Here is a 16066-nt window from a genome sequence, read left to right as displayed (position 1 = left end):
CGACGACATGACAACCACCACCAGCACCCACTCGCCCGCCGTCGACCGGAAGGTCGTCGTGATCACCGGCGCCAGCAGCGGCATCGGCGAGGCCACCGCACTGCACCTCGCCGTCCAGGGCCACCACGTCGTCGCGGCGGCGCGGCGGACCGACCGGCTCGACGACCTGCAGAGACGCGCGAGCGAGGCCGCCGAGGCCAGCGGCGGCAGTCTCGTGACGGCGCAGGTCGACGTGACGGTCGAGTCCGATGTGACCCACCTGATCGAGTCCACGCGTGACCGGTTCGGCCGGGTGGACGTGGTCTTCGCCAACGCGGGGGTGATGCCGTTGTCGCGGCTGGACTCCCTGCTCGTGCAGGAGTGGCAGCGGATGGTCGACGTCAACGTGGTCGGCCTGCTGCACACGATCGCCGCCGCGCTGCCGGTCTTCGAGCAGCAGCGCAGGGGGCTGTTCATCACGACCGCGAGCATCGGGGCCCACCAGGTCGTGCCGACCAGTGCGGTCTACTCGGGCACCAAGTACGCCGCCTGGGCGATCACCGAGGGCCTCCGGCTGGAGTCGCCGCCGTACATCCGCGTCAGCACGATCACGCCGGGAGTCGTGGAGTCCGAGCTCGCCTCGACGATCACCGAGCCCGGTGCGGCCGAGGCGATGAAGACGTACCGGGCGGCGAGCATCTCGCCCTTCGCGATCGCGCGGGCCGTGTCGTACGTCATCGGCGAGGACGAGGACGTCGACGTGAACGAGATCGTCGTGCGTCCCACACGCCAGCGCTGATTCCTCCCGGGGGGCCGGGTTGGGTTCGCGCTCCTATGCTGGCGGGATGGGTCTTCGCCGCAATGTCGCCGTCGGGGCGGGTGCCAAGCTCGCGCCGTCGTTCGCCTCCGGATACGTCCGCACCGTGCTCGACCGGGCCATCGACGGCTTCGGGCCGTTGCGCTCGGCGGCCTCGTCCGCCGACACCAAGCTCGTCGACGCCGACGGTGACGTGGAGAAGGCCATCGGCGCGCTCGTGCGCATGCACGCCTCCCTGGCCGGCGTCCAGGGATTCGTCACGAACCTCGGCGGCATCAGCACCGCCGCGATCGCCGTCCCCGCCAACGTGGCGGGGGTGACGATCGTGCAGTGCCACCTGGTCGCCGGCATCGCGCACCTGCGCGGGTACGACCTGGAGAACCCGCGCGTCCGCAACGCGATCCTCGCCTGCATGCTGGGCGAGGACGCCGTGAAGTCCCTCGTGAAGTCGCACCGGCTGCCGTCCTCACCGATGGCGCTGGCCACGTCGCCGGTGCACGACCCGGTGCTGGACGAGACCCTGTCGCGCGAGGTGACCTCGGAGCTGGTCGGGCGCACCGCCGGTCGTCGCGCGGTCACCCTGATCGGCCGGCGCATCCCGTTCCTCGGCGGAGCGGTCGGCGCCTCCAGCGACGCGTACGCCACCTGGACCATCGGCACCTACGCCGCCAGCGAGCTCCGCGACCGCCGCCTCCGCCCCTGACCGCGAGTGGCGCAGATGTGAGCTTTTTGGACGGCGTGTCGTCCAGAACTGCGCCACTCGGGGGACGCTTTGCGCCACTCGGGGGACGTCAGGCGCCGAGGGCTCGGACAACCGCGCTGGCCGGCTCCTTCTGCAGGACCCGGGACATCCAGACGCTGGTCTCGACCAGGGACGACAGATCGACCCCGTGCTCGATGCCGAGACCGTCGAGCATCCAGACGAGGTCCTCGGTCGCCAGGTTGCCGGTCGCGCTCTCCGCGTAAGGGCACCCGCCCAGCCCGCCAGCGGACGCGTCGAACGTCGTGATGCCGACCTGCAGCGCCGCGTGGGCGTTCGCCAGGGCCTGACCGTAGGTGTCGTGGAAGTGCATCGCGAGCCACTCGGTGCCGGTGCCGGCCGCCTCGAACCGGCGGACGAGCTCCTGCACGTGGGCCGCGGTCCCGACGCCGATCGTGTCGCCGAGCGACAGCTGGGACGCGCCGAGGTCGAGCAGGCGCCGGCCGACCGACACGACCTGGTCCACGGGCACCGCACCCTCCCAGGGGTCGCCGAAGCACATCGACACGTACGCCCGCACGTCGACGCCGGCCGCCCGCGCACGGGCCACGACGGGCTCGAACATCGCGAGCTGGTCGTCCAGCGTGGAGTTGAGGTTCTTGAGGGCGAAGGCCTCGGTCGCGCTGGCGAAGATCGCGATGTGCCGGACGCCGGACTCCAGCGCCCGGTCGAGGCCGCGCTCGTTGGGCACGAGCACCGGCAGCGGCACCGCGCCGTCCATCGGCAGCCGCGCGACCAGCTCGGCGGCGTCCGCGAGCTGTGGCACCCATTTCGGGTGGACGAAGCTCGTGGCCTCGACGATCGGCAGCCCGGCGGCGACCAGCCGCTCGACGAACTCGGTCTTGACCTCCAGCGGGACGATCGCCGACTCGTTCTGCAGCCCGTCGCGCGGACCGACCTCGTAGATCGTGACCGCGGCGGGCAGGGCCGGGTCGCGGACGACCATGGGCCGCGTCATGCCGGCTCCACCGAGAACAGCAGGTGCTTGATCGGCACCTGGTCGCCGGCGGTCGCTCCCACATGGGTCACGACGCCGTCGTAGGGAGCGGTCATGGCCAGCTCCATCTTCATCGCCTCGACCACGCCGAGCTGCTGTCCCAGGACGACCGCCTCGCCCTCGGCCACGTCGACCCGCAGCACCGTGCCCGGCATCGGGGACACCAGGTCGGCGTCGGTCGCGGCGCTGCGGCGGTGTCCGCCACGCATCGGGTCGGGGGTCTCCAGCAGCCAGGTCTGGCCCTGCCACGCGATCGTGATGCGGTCGCGGTCGATGAGCGCCAGCGCGTCCACGTCGTCGATCTCGTCGTCGGAGAGACCGAACGACCACAGCCGGCCCGTCTCGTCGGTCAGCGCGACGCGGACCGGCGCGGGGTCGGCGCCGGACCGCCAGCCGTCGAGCCGTCCGAACGGGTCGTCGGCGCCAGCCAGGCCGTGACGGGCCCACAGGGCAGCAGCGGTGCGGACGGCGTCCTCGGGCACCGACGGCGGCGCCAGCAGCTCGGCGGACGCGGGGCTGTCGAGCCAGGCGGTGTGAATCTCACCGGCCGCGAACGCCTCGCTCGCCACGAGCTCGCGGGCGAACCCCAGGTTGGTCGTGACGCCGAACACCGCCGAGTCGTCGAGGACGTCCACCAGCCGCTGCCGGGCGTCCTCGCGGTCGACGCCCAGGACGACCAGCTTGCCCAGCATCGGGTCGTACGCCGTCGAGACGTCGGCGCCGGCCGCCAGGTCGGACTCGACGCGTGCGTGGTCGGACCAGACGACGTCCAGCACGTGGCCGGCCTGCGGCAGGAACCCGGCGTACGCGTCCTCGGCGTAGACCCGCACCTCCATCGCGTGCCCCTCGGCCGTGATCTCGTCCTGCGCGAGCGGCAGGGGCTCACCCGCGGCGACGGCCAGCTGCCACTGCACGAGGTCGAGACCGGTGATCTCCTCGGTGACGGGGTGCTCGACCTGCAGGCGGGTGTTCATCTCGAGGAAGTACGCCTGCCCGTCGGCGACGAGGAACTCGACGGTCCCGGCGCCGGTGTAGCCGACCTCGCGGCACAGCGCCACGGACGACTCGTGCAACGTGGTCCGGACGTCGTCCGGCAGACCGGGGGCGGGCGCCTCCTCGACGACCTTCTGGTGACGCCTCTGCACCGAGCAGTCGCGCTCGAAGAGGTGGACGACGTGGCCGTGGGTGTCACCGAAGACCTGCACCTCGACGTGGCGTCCGGCCTCGACGTACTTCTCGACCAGCAGCGTGTCGTCGCCGAACGCCGCCGCGGCCTCGCGTCGGGCCGACTCCATCGCCCGGGAGAGCCCGTCGGGGGTGCGGACGATGTGCATGCCCTTGCCGCCGCCGCCCGCCGCGGCCTTGACCAGCACCGGGTACGCGTCGGCCGGGACGTCGTCGGCCGCGAACTGCGGCGTGACCGGCACGCCGGCCTTCTCGGCGATCGCGCGGGCGCGGTCCTTGCGCCCCATCGCGTCCATGACCTCGGCGGTCGGGCCGATGAACACCAGCCCGGCGTCGACGACCGCACGGGCGAACTCGGCCCGCTCGGACAGGAAGCCGTACCCGGGGTGGACCGCCTCCGCGCCGGACTCGGCCGCCGCGGCCAGCAGCCGCTCGATCGACAGGTACGACTCGGTGGCCGGGGTCGGGCCGAGGTGCACCGCGTCGTCGGCCAGCTGGACGTACGGGGCGTCGGCATCGGCATCGGCGTAGACCGCGATGCTGCGCAGACCCGCCTCACGGCAGGCCAGGATCACGCGGCGGGCGATCTCGCCCCGGTTGGCGACGAGCACAGAAGAAAAGGTCATGCGGTCACATCCTGAAGAGCCCGAAGCGGGGCTCGGGGGTCGGTACGGCGCTGGCCATCTGCAGGCCCATCGCGAGGACGCGCCGGGTGTCGACGGGGTCGATGATCCCGTCGTCCCACAGCCGGGCGCTGGAGTAGTAGGCCGAGCCCTGGGACTCGAACTGGTCACGGATCGGTGCGCGGAACTCGGCCTCGTCCTCCGCGGACCAGTCCTCGCCGCGGGACTCCATGCCGTCGCGCTTGACGGTCGCGAGGACCGCTGCGGCCTGCTCGCCGCCCATCACCGAGATCTTGGCGTTGGGCCACATCCACAGGAACCGCGGGTCGTACGCCCGCCCGCACATGCCGTAGTTGCCGGCGCCGTACGAGCCGCCGATGACGACGGTGAACTTCGGGACCACAGACGACGCCACGGCGGTGACGAGCTTGGCGCCGTCCTTGGCGATGCCGCGGTTCTCGTACTCCTGGCCGACCATGAAGCCGGTGATGTTCTGCAGGAACACCAACGGGATGCCGCGCTGGTTGGCCAGCTCCACGAAGTGCGCGCCCTTGAGGGCGGACTCGCTGAACAGGATGCCGTTGTTGGCCAGGATCGCGACCGGGTAGCCCTCGATCCGGGCGAATCCGCACACCAGCGTCTCGCCGTACAGCGGCTTGAACTCGTGCAGGCGCGAGTCGTCGACGACCCGGCGGATGACCTCGCGCACGTCGTACGGGGTGCGCGAGTCGACCGGCACGACGTCGTACAGCTCCTGCGGGTCCTCCCGCGGCGGGACCGGCTCGTGCGGGGGCGGCTCGCTGGTCGGGCGCTCGAACGTGCCGACGATCGAGCGGATGATCTGCAGCGCGTGCTCGTCGTCGTCCGCGAGGTGGTCGACGACGCCGGACGTGCGCGCGTGCACGTCACCACCGCCGAGGTCCTCGGCGGTGACGACCTCGCCGGTCGCGGCCTTCACCAGCGGGGGGCCGGCGAGGAAGATCGTGCCCTGCTCCTTGACGATGACGGTCTCGTCGCTCATCGCCGGGACGTACGCGCCGCCGGCGGTGCTCGAGCCGAGGACCGCCGAGACCTGCGGGATCCGCTTGGCGGACATCTGCGCCTGGTTGTAGAAGATGCGCCCGAAGTGCTCGCGGTCGGGGAACACCTCGTCCTGCATCGGCAGGAACGCACCGCCGGACTCCACGAGGTACAGACACGGCAGGTGGTTCTCCTCCGCGACGGTCTGCGCGCGCAGGTGTTTCTTGACCGTCATCGGGAAGTAGGTGCCGCCCTTGACCGTCGCGTCGTTGGCGACGATCACGCACTCGCGGCCGCTGACCCGGCCGATGCCGGTGATGATGCCCGCGCTGGGCACGCTGCCGCCGTACATGTCGTACGCCGCGAGGGCGCCGAGCTCGAGGAACGGCGAGCCGGGGTCGAGCAGGTGGTCGATCCGGTCGCGCGGGAGCAGCCTGCCGCGGGCCACGTGGCGCTCGCGGGCGGCCTGGCTGCCGCCCTCGCGGACGGTGGCGAGGCGGTCACGTAGCTGCTCGACGAGTTCACGCATGGCGTCAGGTTAACAGTCATTAACCTGACGCCGCTACACTGGCACGGTGACGACCCGGCGCGAGCAGATCCTGGACACCGCGGCCACCCTGTTCGCCGAACGTGGCTTCCACGGCGTCTCGGTGCACGACATCGGTGGCGCGTGCGGCATCTCCGGCCCGGCGCTCTACAAGCACTTCGCGGGCAAGGACGACATCCTCGCCCAGGCGCTGACGTCCATCAGCGAGCAGCTCCTCGCCGAGGGCCGCGCGCGGGCCCGCGCGGCAACCGACCCGTCGGCGGCGCTGGACGCGCTCATCGCGTGGCACATCGAGTTCGCGCTCGGTCACCCCGCGCTGATCGTGATCCAGGAACGCGAGTGGGGAAATCTCGGCGCCGAGGGGCGCCGCGAGGTGCGGGCGCTGCAGCTGGCGTACATCGACATCTGGGTCGACGTCCTGCGGCGGCTGCGGGACGACCTCGACGCGGCGGAGGCCCGCGCCGCGGTGCAGGCGACGTTCGGCCTGCTCAACTCCACCCCGCACAGCGCCCGCATCAGCCCCGAGGTCATGCGGACCCGACTGGCGGCGATGGCTCGGGCGTCGCTGCTCGCGTAGGGCGCCGGCTGATCGTCGCCGCGGCCACGCCGGCCAGCATGACGACCCCGCCGGCCACCTCCAGCAGCGTCGGGACCTCGTCCTGCACGAGCCACGCGACGGCGATGCCCACGACCGGCACCAGGAGGACGAACGGGACGACGGCACCGGCCGGATAGCGCGCCAGCAGCGAGTTCCAGATGCCGTAGCCGATCAGCGAGGCGCCGATCGCGGTGTACGCCGTGGAGGCGATCGCCACGCCGGACAGGTGCGTGAGGGCGTGGCCGATCTCGTCCCTGCCGTCCATCACGAGCGACAGCAGGAACGCGGGCACCGGGACGACGAGCGCCGACCAGACGACGAGCGAGAGCCCCGACGCGACGCCCGCGCTGCGGGCCACCACGTTGCCGGCGGCCCACGACAGGGAGGCGCACAGCATCACCAGCACGGGGACCACCGGGGACGACGCGCCGTGGGCGATGATCACCAGCCCCAGCCCCGCGGTGCCGATCGTCGCGCCGAGCACCTGGCGGTGGGTGGGCGTCTCCTTGAGGACGACCGCTGCGATGACGATCGTGAAGATGACCTGCGCCTGGAGGATCAGCGAGGCGAGCCCGGCGGGCAGACCGAGGTCCAGCGCGATGTAGAGGAAGCTGAACTGGCACAGGCTCATGAGCGTCCCGACCGCGACCACGACCTGCACGGGAGCCTGCGGCCGTGGGATGAAGAGCACCAGCGGGAACGCGACGAAGACGAAGCGCATCGCGAGGAACAAAAGCGGCGGGACCCCGTCGAGCCCCTCGTCGATGACGACGAAGTTGGCACCCCACACGAGCATGACCAGGACCGCGAGCAGGCTGTGCTTCAGGGACATGCGCCCAGTCTCTCCTGCCCCGGCGATCCCGCGCGAGGCACCGCCGTCCCAGCCGTTTCCGAGCCGGACGAGATCCGCGTCGTGCTCGCGCGCCAGTCCGGTGGCCTGTACGGTGGCTCGTCCCGCAGGAGGTCCGCGAGTCGATCGACGACGGACTGAAGGAGTTCGGCAATGACGTCGCCAGCACGGCCAAGGATGATGAGCACCATGACCACCACGGCATCGATCGAAGCCTCTCGCTGGACGCAGCATCGCCCGGTCCGGTCCACGCTCGTGGTGGGCGTGCTCGCGCTGCTGGTCGTCGGGACGACCGCCGTCTTCGTGCTGCTGGTCCCGCGCGACACAGCGGGCGTCGTCACCGTCGCAGGCGCCGTCGTGGGTGGGGCCAGCACGCTGGTGGTGCTCGCCCGCAACGTCCGGGCCCGCTTCGCCCGCGGTCGGCTGGCGGTCCGGACCGGTGACGGACACCTGGTCGTGCCGGGCGACGCCCCGACCGCCTACGCCCTGCTCGGGGTGGCCGGCGGCTATCTGGCGTTCTTCCTCGGGATCGGCCTGCTGGCCGTGACCAGCTCGTACGACGGCGCGTGGGCCCCGGTCGTCGTGACGGCGGTGGTCCTCGCCCTTGGCGCACCCATGATCGTCCGGCTCGTCCGCGGGCACTATCGCCTCAACCGGCTCGAGCTCACGCCGACCGAGGTGCGGTCCCACGGGTACGTCCGCACCTACGCCCTGGCGTGGGACGACGTCCTCTCCGTCACGCTGCGGGTCGACCCCGCCCCCGTGGCGGTGCTCGAGGGGCGGGTGCCGCCGACCGTCACCGGCCCACGCGAGACGCTCGGTGAGTCATCCGTCGGTGGCCGGGCACCCACAGAGGTGCACCTGCCGATCGCGACGGCCGGTTCGAGCCTCGACGCGATCGCAGAGCTCGTCGACTTCTACCGGAGCCATCCCGCAGCACGCCCCGAGCTGGGCGACGACCGCGCGGTCCAACGCATCCGCTCGGGCCTCCTGGGCCCCACGCCCTGACGTCAATCCCGTCCGCGAATGGCGCAACCCGACCCCCGAGTGGCGCAAGAGTGGACGACACGCCGTCCCACTTTCTCCAGTTTGCGCCACTCGCGGATTCGGGGGTCAGGCGTGCTTGAGGGTCTTCCAGGAGACGAAGGCAGCGGCGAGGGCGATGACGATCGCTGCGGCGGAGGTGTACTGGACGCCCAGGTCGAACGCGGACCGCGCCGACTCGATCAGGCCCTCGCCGACCATGTTGGGGTAGTACTTGGCCACCTCGAGGGTGCCGCCCAGGGTCTCGAACGAGCCGTCCCGGTCGCCCCACTGGACGACCGCGTTGAAGGTCAGGTGCGAGCGGTACGTCGAGGTCAGCACCGTGCCCAGGATGGCCGTGCCGAGCACCGCACCGATCTCGTACGCGGTCTCGGAGATCGCGGACGCCGCACCGGCCTTCGACGACGGGACGTTGGAGAGCATCAGGTCGTTGGTCAGGGTCTCGGCCATGCCGATCCCGACGCCCATCACGGCGAACGCCACCGCGATCGAGACGACCGTCGGCGTGCCGTTCAGCGCCGTCATGGCGTAGCCGGCGGCGGACGCCACGAAGCTCGCCGTCACCAGCACCCGCGCCGAGACGATCCGCAGCAGGCGGACGGCCACGAACCCCGCGACGACCGTCGCCGCGAGACCGGGCAGCAGCACCAGGGCGGCGTCCATCGCCGACAGGCCCAGCACCAGCTGCAGCAGCTGCGAGCCCAGGAACAGGAAGCCCGTGAACCCCATGAAGCTCAGCAGGTTCGCCAGGATCGCGCCGCTGAAGACCCGGTTGCGGAACAGGGTCATGTCGATCATCGGCGACGCGCTCGTCCGCAGACGCCGCACCAGGGCCCACGCGGCGATCACGCCGACCGCGAAGGCCGTCATCGTCACGTCGGTGAGGCCGTGCTCCGCGACGTTCTTGATCGCGAAGACCAGCGGCAGCATCGCCCCGAGGGACAGTCCGATGGACAGCAGGTCGAGCGGCCCCGGCTCGGGATCGCGCGACTCCGGCAGCAGGAACAGCGCCAAGGGGACGAACGCGATGATGATCGGGGCGTTGATGAAGAACACCGACCCCCACCAGAAGTGCCCGAGCAGCCAGCCGCCCAGCACGGGGCCGAGCGCCGCGCCACCGGAGAACATCGCGGCCCACGTCGCGATCGCGACGCGCCGGTCCCGCGGGTCGTGGAAGACGTTGCGGATCAGCGACAGCGTGGAGGGCATGAGCATCGCGCCGAAGACGCCCTGCAGCACGCGCGCGGACAGGAGCATCGCGGGTCCCTGGCTGAACGCCGCCAGCAGCGAGGCGACGCCGAAACCGACCGAGCCGATCAGCAGCAGTCGGCGCCGACCGAACCGGTCACCGATGCTGCCCATCGCGATGAGCAGGCCCGCGAGCATGATCGCGTAGACGTCCACGATCCACAGCAGCTGAGTGCCGCTCGGCCTCAGGTCGACGCTGATCGCCGGCAGCGCGAAGCTCAGCACGGTGTTGTCCACCGACGTCATGAGCACAGGCAGCATGAGGACGGCCAGAGCAGCCCATTCCCGGGGTCCTGCCCTGTTCACGTTCATGGTGCCGGTGGTGTCGATCGTGGTCATGCCGTCCTCCTCACTCGCGTCTGGCCGTCCGGAGAACTTTACCGTCCAGCCGGTACAGCAACGACCACGGCGGTGGTGATATTCCTCTCCAGGGAGCGGCCCGTCAGGGCGCCGCTAGTGTGGGGCCATGCCCGACGAGGAACGCTCGACCCGCGATCGCCTGATCGACGCCTTCGAGACGCTCCTGGTCTTCGCCGGCAGCCGGTCCGCGACGCTCGACGCGGTCGCCGCGGAGGCGCACGTCTCCAAGGGCGGGCTGCTGTACCACTTCCACAGCAAGGACGCCCTCGTCGAGGGGATGCTCACCCGGCTCCGCGAGCAGGGCAGGACCGACGTCGAGAAGATGCGCACCGCCGCCAAGGGCCCGGTCGACTTCTACCTGACGACGTCGATCAACTCCGGCAGCGACTTCGACCGCGCGCTCATCGCCGCAGGCCGCATCGCCCAGGAGAACGACTCGCGCGCGTCCGCCGCGCTCGCGGACCTGCGCGAGGGCTGGTTCACGGTGCTGCTGGAGCACCTCGAGGACGAGTCGCTGGCCCGCACCATCCAGCTCATCGGCGACGGGCTGTACTTCGACGACACCACCGGCCTGGCCGAGAAGAATGCGCTCAAGCACGTCCGAGACGTCCTCACGCGCCTCGGCGCGCTCTAGAGATCGCCGCACTGTTCACCTGACGGGGGAGCGGTGTGCACGCGGTCGTCACCCGGTGGGCGTCGGCTGTGGCACATGACACTTCTCCACCAGCCAGCTCGCCGGGCCGTGCACCTCATCGCTGCGGCCGCCCTCGCCACCGGGATCACGGCCGTGCCGTCGGTCGCCGGCGCCTCCACGACGGTCACGAACGACCGCCCCGACCACCACCGCGCCCAGCAGATCACCGTCTTCGCGCACCGCGGCGCGTCCGGCTACCGGCCCGAGCACACCCTCGCGGCGTACGAGCTGGCGATCAGGCTGGGCGCGGACTACATCGAGCCGGACCTCGTCAGCACCAAGGACGGCGTGCTGGTGGCCCGGCACGAGAACGAGATCAGCGGCACCACGGACGTCGCCGACCACCCGGAGTTCGCTCAGCGCAAGACCACCAAGACGGTCGACGGCGTGGCGGTGTCGGGGTGGTTCACCGAGGACTTCACGCTGCGCGAGCTGCGGACCCTGCGCGCCAAGGAGCGGCTGCCCGCGGTCCGCCCGGCCAACACCCGCTACGACGGACGTTTCCAGGTGCCGACGTTCGACGAGGTGCTCGACCTCGCCCAGCGGGAGAGCCGCAGGCGTGGGCGGACCATCGGCGTCGCGCCCGAGACCAAGCACCCGACGTACTTCCGCTCGATCGGGCTGCCGCTCGAGCGCCCGCTCCTGCGCGAGCTGCGCCGGCACCGGCTGGACTCGGCCCGCTCGAAGGTCATCATCCAGTCGTTCGAGACCAGCAACCTGCGGGCCCTCTCGCGCCGGACGCGGGTGCCGCTGGCGCAGCTGACGTCCGCGAGCGGTGCGCCGTACGACCTGGTCGCCCAGGGCGACCCTCGGACGTATGCCGACCTCATGTCGCCCGCGGGTCTGCGCCGCGTCGCGTCGTACGCCTCGTGGCTCGGGCCGGAGAAGAACAGCGTCATCCCGCGTGACGCCGCGGGATTCCTCACCGCCCCCACCAACGTCGTCAGGGACGCCCACCGCGCCGGCCTCAAGGTCACGGTCTACACGTTCCGCGACGAGAACCAGTTCCTCCCGGCGGACTTCCGCGACGGCACCGACCCGCGCACCAAGGGCGACGTGTTCGGTGAACTGCGGGCCTTCTTCGAGGCCGGCGTGGACGGCGTGTTCGCCGACTACCCCGACTCCGCGGACGCGGCCCGCGACTGGTGGGAGGACGAGAACTGACTCCCCACGACCCTGGGCAGGGCGGCGCGATCGTCCTAGCCTGAGCTCATGTGCCGGAACATCCGAACGCTCCACAACTTCGAGCCCGCCGCGGGCGACGACGAGATCCGTGCCGCCGCCCTGCAGTACGTCCGCAAGATCAGCGGATCCAGCAAGCCGTCGAAGGCCAATGAAGAGGTCTTCTGGCGAGCCGTCGACGAGATCGCCCACCTGACCGGTCACCTGCTCGACGACCTCGTGACCTCGGCCCCGCCGAAGGACCGGGAGGTCGAGGCCGCGAAGGCCAAGGAACGCTCGGCCCGGCGCTTCGCCACCACCTGACCCCACCAACGCCGCTGGGCCTGACGTTTCAACCCCGACACGCCTGGCGTGTCGGCAGGAACGTCAGGCCCAGCGCGGTGTGGATCAGGCCTTGCGGAGCTTCAGGAAGATGCTGGGTCCGAAGTTGCTCTTCGCCAGACGCTTCTGGGTGATGCGCTCGGCCGCGAGCATGACGCTCTTGGGCAGGGCCTTCTTGAGGGTCTGGCTGCGCAGGTTGGAGACCGACAGCTTGCTCTCGAGGGTGAGGCCGGCGGCAGCGAGCTGGCCGACGACCGTGTCGATGTTGTGGTTGACGAACGCGATCGCGTCGGGCTCGTCGGCCTTGGTCTGGCGGATGTCGACCGGCTCGGTCGGGAGAGGGATGCCCTCCTTCTTGTGGCGGCGACGGTTCTTGAAGTGACCGTAGTTGGCGACCTCGATGATCGCGGTGCCGCCGGGCGCGAGGACGCGGGAGATCTCGGCGAACTCGGCCGTCGGCTCGGGGATGTGGTGCATGACCCGCACCATCGTGACCAGGTCGAGCTCGCCGTCGGCGAACTTCAGGTCGTCGGCCTGCATCTGGACCTGCTTGATGTCCGTGCCGGCCAGCACCCTCTTGGCCGCCTCGAGCTGCGACGCGGCGGGCTCGGCCAGGGTGACCTCGTCGGCGAACGTCCGCAGGAGCAGGCACAGCCGGCCGAAGCCGCCGCCGATGTCCGCTGCCTTGCGGTAGTGGTGTCCCTTGAGCAGCCGCCGGATCGCGATCTGCTCGGCGCCGTTCTCGTAGTCGCGGTTGTCCCAGTACTTGGTGTAGTCGTAGTCGCGCTCGTACTGGTTGGCGACCTTCTTCGGCGCGGAGGAGCTGTCGTGGGCCTGCTGGGGGTTCTCGTCAGTCACTCCAGAACCCTAGCAACCGAGCACGGACGGGGAGAATCAGCCGAACGTCCGCGGGCCGAAGACGGGCGTCTGCTTCGCGGTGCCGGCCTTGCGGGCGATCGCGGTGTTGCGCGCCTTGAACATCGCGGACTGGAGCCGGCGCTCCAGACGGTACGTCGCGCGCAACCCACCGCGGCGGGTCCCGTAGACGAGGCGCTTGGTCGCGGCCACGGAGTCCGGCGAGCGCTGGGCGATCTGCTCGACCAGCTCCAGCGCCGCGGCGAGGGGGTCCGGGGACGCCTCGGTCGCCAGGCCCAGCTCGGCCGCCCGCTCGCCGGAGATCTGCTCGCCCGTCATCGCCAGGCGCATCAGCACGTCCGCGGGCAGCAGCTCGCTGAACGGGACGGTGCCGGCCATGTCGGGCACCAGACCCCACTTGGCCTCCAGGATCGACCACGTGGCGTCCCGCGTGGTGAAGCGGAAGTCCGCGCACGACGCCAGCTGCAGGCCGGCGCCGTAGCAGTGGCCCTGCACGACCGCGATGACCGGCACCGGCAGCTCGCGCCAGACCTGGTTGACCCGCTGGAACCGGTTGACCGTGCGCGGGCCGGCGAAGAAGTACCGGGCGACACGCTTCTTGTCCTGGAAGGCCGACGCGAAGTCCAGGCCCGCGCAGAACGAGCGTCCCTTGCCCTGCAGCACGACGGCCCGGATCTCCGTGTTCTGCTGCAGCGTCGTGGCCGCCGCGATGAGCTCGTCGATCGTGTCGAGATCGATGCCGTTGAGCTTGTCGGGACGGTTGAGGGTCACGTACGCGACGGCGCCGTCAATCTCCATGATCACGCGGGATCCGGCGTCGGCGGGGGTCGTACGAGCGGCAGAAGTCATGCCGCTGATGTTACCGGTCGGTAGATGTGATCCACACATGTTTGAAAGTGCAACCGGAGGGGCATACCTCCCACATGGTCAACGTCAATCGCCTCCCCGGACCCATGATGGACGCCTACGAGTGGCAGTACCAAGGCGTGTGCATGGGGGTCGACAGCTCCGTCTTCTTCTCGCCCGAGGCCGAGCGAGGAGCCAAACGTGAGCGACGTGAGCAGGCCGCCAAGCAGCTGTGCATGCGGTGCCCCGTCATCGAGCAGTGCCGCGAGCACGCGCTCCGCGTCCGTGAGCCCTATGGCGTGTGGGGCGGCATGACCGAGGGCGAACGCGCCGCCGTGGTCCGGCAGGAAAAGATCGCCAGCTGACCATCCCCGTGCTCGTGCGGTCGCCATGTCTCGGGGGCTTGGCGGCCGCACGACTGTTTTCGAAGGAGATCGCATGTCTGCACTCACCGGCAAGAAGATTGCATTCCTGACCTCGCAGGTCGGCGTCGAGAAGGTCGAGCTCACCTCTCCGTGGCAGGCCGTCCTCGATGCCGGAGGGACCCCGTCGCTGATCGCTCCCGCGAAGGAGCCGGTCCAGTCGATGGTGGGTGACGTCGACAAGGACGAGACCTTCGACCCGGACCTGACCGTCTCCGAGGCCTCCGCGGACGACTTCGACGCGCTGATCCTGCCCGGCGGCACCGTGAACGCCGACAAGGTGCGCGCCGATGCCGACTCAGTCGCGCTGGTGAAGTCGTTCGTCGACGCGAGCAAGCCGATCGCGGCCATCTGTCACGGACCGTGGGCGCTGGTCGAGGCCGGCGTCCTGCCGGGCAAGACGCTGACCTCGTTCCCGAGCCTGCGCACCGACATCACCAACGCAGGCGGCACGTGGGTCGACGAGACCGTCTTCCACTGCTCGGCGTCGGGCTGGGACCTCGTCACGTCCCGCAACCCCGACGACCTGGACGCGTTCAACTCCACCCTCACCGACGTCTTCGCGAAAGCCTGAGGCCCTCATGCCAGCCACGAGAACACCCAGCACGTCCGCCAAGATCCTCTACCGGCCGGTCGGGCTCGTCAGCTCGATCGTCGGCGGACTCGTCGCCAGCCTGCTGTTCAAGCAGATCTGGAAACGCGTGAGCGCCGGCGAGGACGCGGATCCGCCCGGTCCGCTCCAGTCCGAGTACGACTTCAAGGAGATCCTGGTCGCCGCCGTGCTGCAGGGCGCGATCTACTCGGTCGTCAAGGCGGTCATCCAGCGTCAGGGCGCCAAGGGCTTCCAGCGGGCCACCGGCGAATGGCCGGGCTCATGAGCACCGCCGCGGACATCCTCGCCGACGCGTTCGGTCGCATCGGCGAAGGAGCGGAGATCGCGGTCGACGGGCTCTCACCCGAGGACCTCGCGCATCGCATCGCCCCGGACGCCAACACCATCGGCTGGCTGGTCTGGCACCTCCTGCGGGTGCAGGACGCGCAGATCGCTGACGTCGCCGGCACCGACGAGGTCTGGACCTCGGCGGGCTGGCAGCAGCGCTTCGGTCTGCCGTTCGACGCCGCGGAGACCGGCTACGGCCAGTCCAGCGACGAGGTCGGCGCCGTCACGACGACGTCCGAGCTGCTCGTCGGCTACGCCCGCGCGGTCACCCAGGTGACCCAGGAGTACGTCAACGCCCTCAGCAACGACGACCTCGACCGCATCGTCGACGAGTCGTGGGACCCGCCCGTGACGCTGGCCGTCCGGCTGGTCAGCATCCTCGACGACGACCTGAAGCACCTCGGCCAGGCCGAGTACGTCAAGGGCCTGCTCTGACCGTGGAGTGACGGCACGGCAACTGGGTACGGCGACCACACCGGCGAGAGTCGCCGGGCATGCGGAGGGAGAACCCATGAGCGACACCACGGCTGCGGCGCAGCCCCAGGACAGCGACGACCCCCAGCCCCTGGACGACACGAGCGGATTCGGGCCCGAGGACGTCCTGGGCAACGGCCCGGTGACGCACTCCACCAGCGACGCCGAGCCGACCGGTCAGCCCGGCGATCCGGACCTGGACGCGGACGCGGAGACCGAACCCTCGTCCTGACCGCCGACGATCCACGTGAAACATCGCCGCGCCGCCGCTGCGGTGGTGGGC

Annotated in this window: 19 protein-coding genes; 12 read left to right on the top strand and 7 right to left on the bottom strand. The window is 70.7% G+C overall.

Annotated elements, in window-relative coordinates; genetic code table 11:
• Positions 1 to 7 precede the first annotated feature (7 nt).
• Both C3E78_RS00295 and C3E78_RS00290 read left to right on the top strand, forming a co-directional pair.
• Positions 8 to 778, top strand: a complete 771-nt coding sequence (locus C3E78_RS00295) for an SDR family oxidoreductase (RefSeq protein ID WP_108576443.1) — start codon at positions 8 to 10, stop codon at positions 776 to 778.
• 46 nt (positions 779 to 824) lie between these two features.
• Entirely contained in the window at positions 825 to 1499 is a 675-nt protein-coding gene (locus tag C3E78_RS00290; protein ID WP_108576442.1) for an EcsC family protein, read from the top strand.
• An 88-nt stretch (positions 1500 to 1587) separates the two neighbouring features.
• Here C3E78_RS00290 and C3E78_RS00285 read toward each other — a convergent pair whose 3' ends face one another.
• From C3E78_RS00285 to C3E78_RS00275, 3 genes are read right to left on the bottom strand one after another with little or no spacing between them, the layout of a single operon-like run.
• On the bottom strand, positions 1588 to 2514 hold the full coding sequence (locus tag C3E78_RS00285) for a hydroxymethylglutaryl-CoA lyase (protein WP_108576441.1): 927 nt from the start codon (positions 2512 to 2514) through the stop codon (positions 1588 to 1590).
• A complete protein-coding gene (locus tag C3E78_RS00280) occupies positions 2511 to 4364 on the bottom strand; it encodes an acetyl/propionyl/methylcrotonyl-CoA carboxylase subunit alpha (RefSeq protein ID WP_108576440.1) in 1854 nt (617 codons plus the stop codon). The genes C3E78_RS00285 and C3E78_RS00280 overlap by 4 nt, the downstream gene beginning before the upstream one ends.
• A gap of 4 nt (positions 4365 to 4368) precedes the next feature.
• On the bottom strand, positions 4369 to 5910 hold the full coding sequence (locus tag C3E78_RS00275) for a carboxyl transferase domain-containing protein (protein ID WP_108576439.1): 1542 nt from the start codon (positions 5908 to 5910) through the stop codon (positions 4369 to 4371).
• Positions 5911 to 5956: 46 nt separating this feature from the next.
• Here C3E78_RS00275 and C3E78_RS00270 point away from each other — a divergent pair, with 46 nt between their 5' ends.
• Complete coding sequence (locus C3E78_RS00270; RefSeq protein ID WP_108576438.1) at positions 5957 to 6505, top strand: TetR/AcrR family transcriptional regulator; 549 nt, start codon at positions 5957 to 5959, stop codon at positions 6503 to 6505.
• Here the strand turns inward: C3E78_RS00270 and C3E78_RS00265 are convergent.
• Positions 6456 to 7358, bottom strand: coding sequence for an EamA family transporter (locus C3E78_RS00265; RefSeq protein WP_108576437.1), 903 nt, complete (start codon positions 7356 to 7358; stop codon positions 6456 to 6458). The genes C3E78_RS00270 and C3E78_RS00265 overlap by 50 nt on opposite strands.
• Positions 7359 to 7565: 207 nt before the next feature.
• On the opposite strand from C3E78_RS00265, the gene C3E78_RS00260 reads away from it, so the two are divergent.
• Entirely contained in the window at positions 7566 to 8384 is an 819-nt protein-coding gene (locus tag C3E78_RS00260; protein WP_135804951.1) for a hypothetical protein, read from the top strand.
• 105 nt (positions 8385 to 8489) lie between these two features.
• On the opposite strand, the gene C3E78_RS00255 is transcribed toward C3E78_RS00260, so the two are convergent.
• Positions 8490 to 10007 carry an MFS transporter gene (locus tag C3E78_RS00255; protein ID WP_108576435.1) on the bottom strand — a complete coding sequence of 506 codons (1518 nt, stop codon included), beginning with the start codon at positions 10005 to 10007 and terminating at the stop codon, positions 8490 to 8492.
• A 127-nt stretch (positions 10008 to 10134) separates the two neighbouring features.
• On the opposite strand from C3E78_RS00255, the gene C3E78_RS00250 reads away from it, so the two are divergent.
• From C3E78_RS00250 to C3E78_RS00240, 3 genes are all read left to right on the top strand, one after another.
• Positions 10135 to 10662, top strand: a complete 528-nt coding sequence (locus C3E78_RS00250; protein WP_108576434.1) for a TetR/AcrR family transcriptional regulator — start codon at positions 10135 to 10137, stop codon at positions 10660 to 10662.
• A gap of 75 nt (positions 10663 to 10737) precedes the next feature.
• Positions 10738 to 11886 carry a glycerophosphodiester phosphodiesterase gene (locus C3E78_RS00245; RefSeq protein ID WP_108576433.1) on the top strand — a complete coding sequence of 383 codons (1149 nt, stop codon included), beginning with the start codon at positions 10738 to 10740 and terminating at the stop codon, positions 11884 to 11886.
• A 48-nt stretch (positions 11887 to 11934) separates the two neighbouring features.
• Positions 11935 to 12207, top strand: a complete 273-nt coding sequence (locus tag C3E78_RS00240) for a DUF2277 domain-containing protein (protein WP_108576432.1) — start codon at positions 11935 to 11937, stop codon at positions 12205 to 12207.
• 84 nt (positions 12208 to 12291) lie between these two features.
• On the opposite strand, the gene C3E78_RS00235 is transcribed toward C3E78_RS00240, so the two are convergent.
• Together C3E78_RS00235 and C3E78_RS00230 are read right to left on the bottom strand one after the other, a co-directional pair.
• Positions 12292 to 13083, bottom strand: a complete 792-nt coding sequence (locus C3E78_RS00235; protein ID WP_135804950.1) for a class I SAM-dependent methyltransferase — start codon at positions 13081 to 13083, stop codon at positions 12292 to 12294.
• Positions 13084 to 13119: 36 nt separating this feature from the next.
• Positions 13120 to 13950, bottom strand: coding sequence for a crotonase/enoyl-CoA hydratase family protein (locus C3E78_RS00230; RefSeq protein WP_108576431.1), 831 nt, complete (start codon positions 13948 to 13950; stop codon positions 13120 to 13122).
• 74 nt (positions 13951 to 14024) lie between these two features.
• Between C3E78_RS00230 and C3E78_RS00225 the strand changes: the two genes are divergently transcribed.
• The 5 genes from C3E78_RS00225 (at position 14025) to C3E78_RS00205 (ending at position 16015) form a co-directional block, all read left to right on the top strand.
• Complete coding sequence (locus C3E78_RS00225) at positions 14025 to 14312, top strand: WhiB family transcriptional regulator (RefSeq protein ID WP_108576430.1); 288 nt, start codon at positions 14025 to 14027, stop codon at positions 14310 to 14312.
• 73 nt (positions 14313 to 14385) lie between these two features.
• Positions 14386 to 14943: a type 1 glutamine amidotransferase domain-containing protein gene (locus C3E78_RS00220; protein WP_108576429.1), complete on the top strand. Its 558-nt coding sequence runs from the start codon at positions 14386 to 14388 to the stop codon at positions 14941 to 14943.
• A 7-nt stretch (positions 14944 to 14950) separates the two neighbouring features.
• A complete protein-coding gene (locus tag C3E78_RS00215; RefSeq protein ID WP_108576428.1) occupies positions 14951 to 15247 on the top strand; it encodes a DUF4235 domain-containing protein in 297 nt (98 codons plus the stop codon).
• Positions 15244 to 15744: a mycothiol transferase gene (locus C3E78_RS00210; RefSeq protein WP_108580673.1), complete on the top strand. Its 501-nt coding sequence runs from the start codon at positions 15244 to 15246 to the stop codon at positions 15742 to 15744. Before C3E78_RS00215 ends, C3E78_RS00210 begins: the two co-directional genes overlap by 4 nt.
• Before the next feature lie 76 nt (positions 15745 to 15820).
• Complete coding sequence (locus tag C3E78_RS00205) at positions 15821 to 16015, top strand: hypothetical protein (protein ID WP_108576427.1); 195 nt, start codon at positions 15821 to 15823, stop codon at positions 16013 to 16015.
• The last annotated feature ends 51 nt before the right edge of the window (positions 16016 to 16066 follow it).

The organism is Aeromicrobium chenweiae (genome assembly GCF_003065605.1).
In the GTDB taxonomy this organism is placed as follows: domain Bacteria; phylum Actinomycetota; class Actinomycetes; order Propionibacteriales; family Nocardioidaceae; genus Aeromicrobium; species Aeromicrobium chenweiae.
This window is presented reverse-complemented; position numbering and strand designations above follow the sequence as displayed.

Excerpts from the sequence above, each read along its gene's own strand:
- C3E78_RS00295 (WP_108576443.1), top strand. The coding sequence starts at position 8 with ATGACAACCACCACCAGCACCCACTCGCCCGCCGTCGACCGGAAGGTC.
- C3E78_RS00290 (WP_108576442.1), top strand. The coding sequence starts at position 825 with ATGGGTCTTCGCCGCAATGTCGCCGTCGGGGCGGGTGCCAAGCTCGCG.
- C3E78_RS00285 (WP_108576441.1), bottom strand. The coding sequence starts at position 2,514 with ATGACGCGGCCCATGGTCGTCCGCGACCCGGCCCTGCCCGCCGCGGTC.
- C3E78_RS00280 (WP_108576440.1), bottom strand. The coding sequence starts at position 4,364 with ATGACCTTTTCTTCTGTGCTCGTCGCCAACCGGGGCGAGATCGCCCGC.
- C3E78_RS00275 (WP_108576439.1), bottom strand. The coding sequence starts at position 5,910 with ATGCGTGAACTCGTCGAGCAGCTACGTGACCGCCTCGCCACCGTCCGC.
- C3E78_RS00265 (WP_108576437.1), bottom strand. The coding sequence starts at position 7,358 with ATGTCCCTGAAGCACAGCCTGCTCGCGGTCCTGGTCATGCTCGTGTGG.
- C3E78_RS00260 (WP_135804951.1), top strand. The coding sequence starts at position 7,566 with ATGACCACCACGGCATCGATCGAAGCCTCTCGCTGGACGCAGCATCGC.
- C3E78_RS00255 (WP_108576435.1), bottom strand. The coding sequence starts at position 10,007 with ATGACCACGATCGACACCACCGGCACCATGAACGTGAACAGGGCAGGA.
- C3E78_RS00250 (WP_108576434.1), top strand. The coding sequence starts at position 10,135 with ATGCCCGACGAGGAACGCTCGACCCGCGATCGCCTGATCGACGCCTTC.
- C3E78_RS00245 (WP_108576433.1), top strand. The coding sequence starts at position 10,738 with ATGACACTTCTCCACCAGCCAGCTCGCCGGGCCGTGCACCTCATCGCT.
- C3E78_RS00240 (WP_108576432.1), top strand. The coding sequence starts at position 11,935 with ATGTGCCGGAACATCCGAACGCTCCACAACTTCGAGCCCGCCGCGGGC.
- C3E78_RS00230 (WP_108576431.1), bottom strand. The coding sequence starts at position 13,950 with ATGACTTCTGCCGCTCGTACGACCCCCGCCGACGCCGGATCCCGCGTG.
- C3E78_RS00225 (WP_108576430.1), top strand. The coding sequence starts at position 14,025 with ATGGTCAACGTCAATCGCCTCCCCGGACCCATGATGGACGCCTACGAG.
- C3E78_RS00220 (WP_108576429.1), top strand. The coding sequence starts at position 14,386 with ATGTCTGCACTCACCGGCAAGAAGATTGCATTCCTGACCTCGCAGGTC.
- C3E78_RS00215 (WP_108576428.1), top strand. The coding sequence starts at position 14,951 with ATGCCAGCCACGAGAACACCCAGCACGTCCGCCAAGATCCTCTACCGG.
- C3E78_RS00210 (WP_108580673.1), top strand. The coding sequence starts at position 15,244 with ATGAGCACCGCCGCGGACATCCTCGCCGACGCGTTCGGTCGCATCGGC.
- C3E78_RS00205 (WP_108576427.1), top strand. The coding sequence starts at position 15,821 with ATGAGCGACACCACGGCTGCGGCGCAGCCCCAGGACAGCGACGACCCC.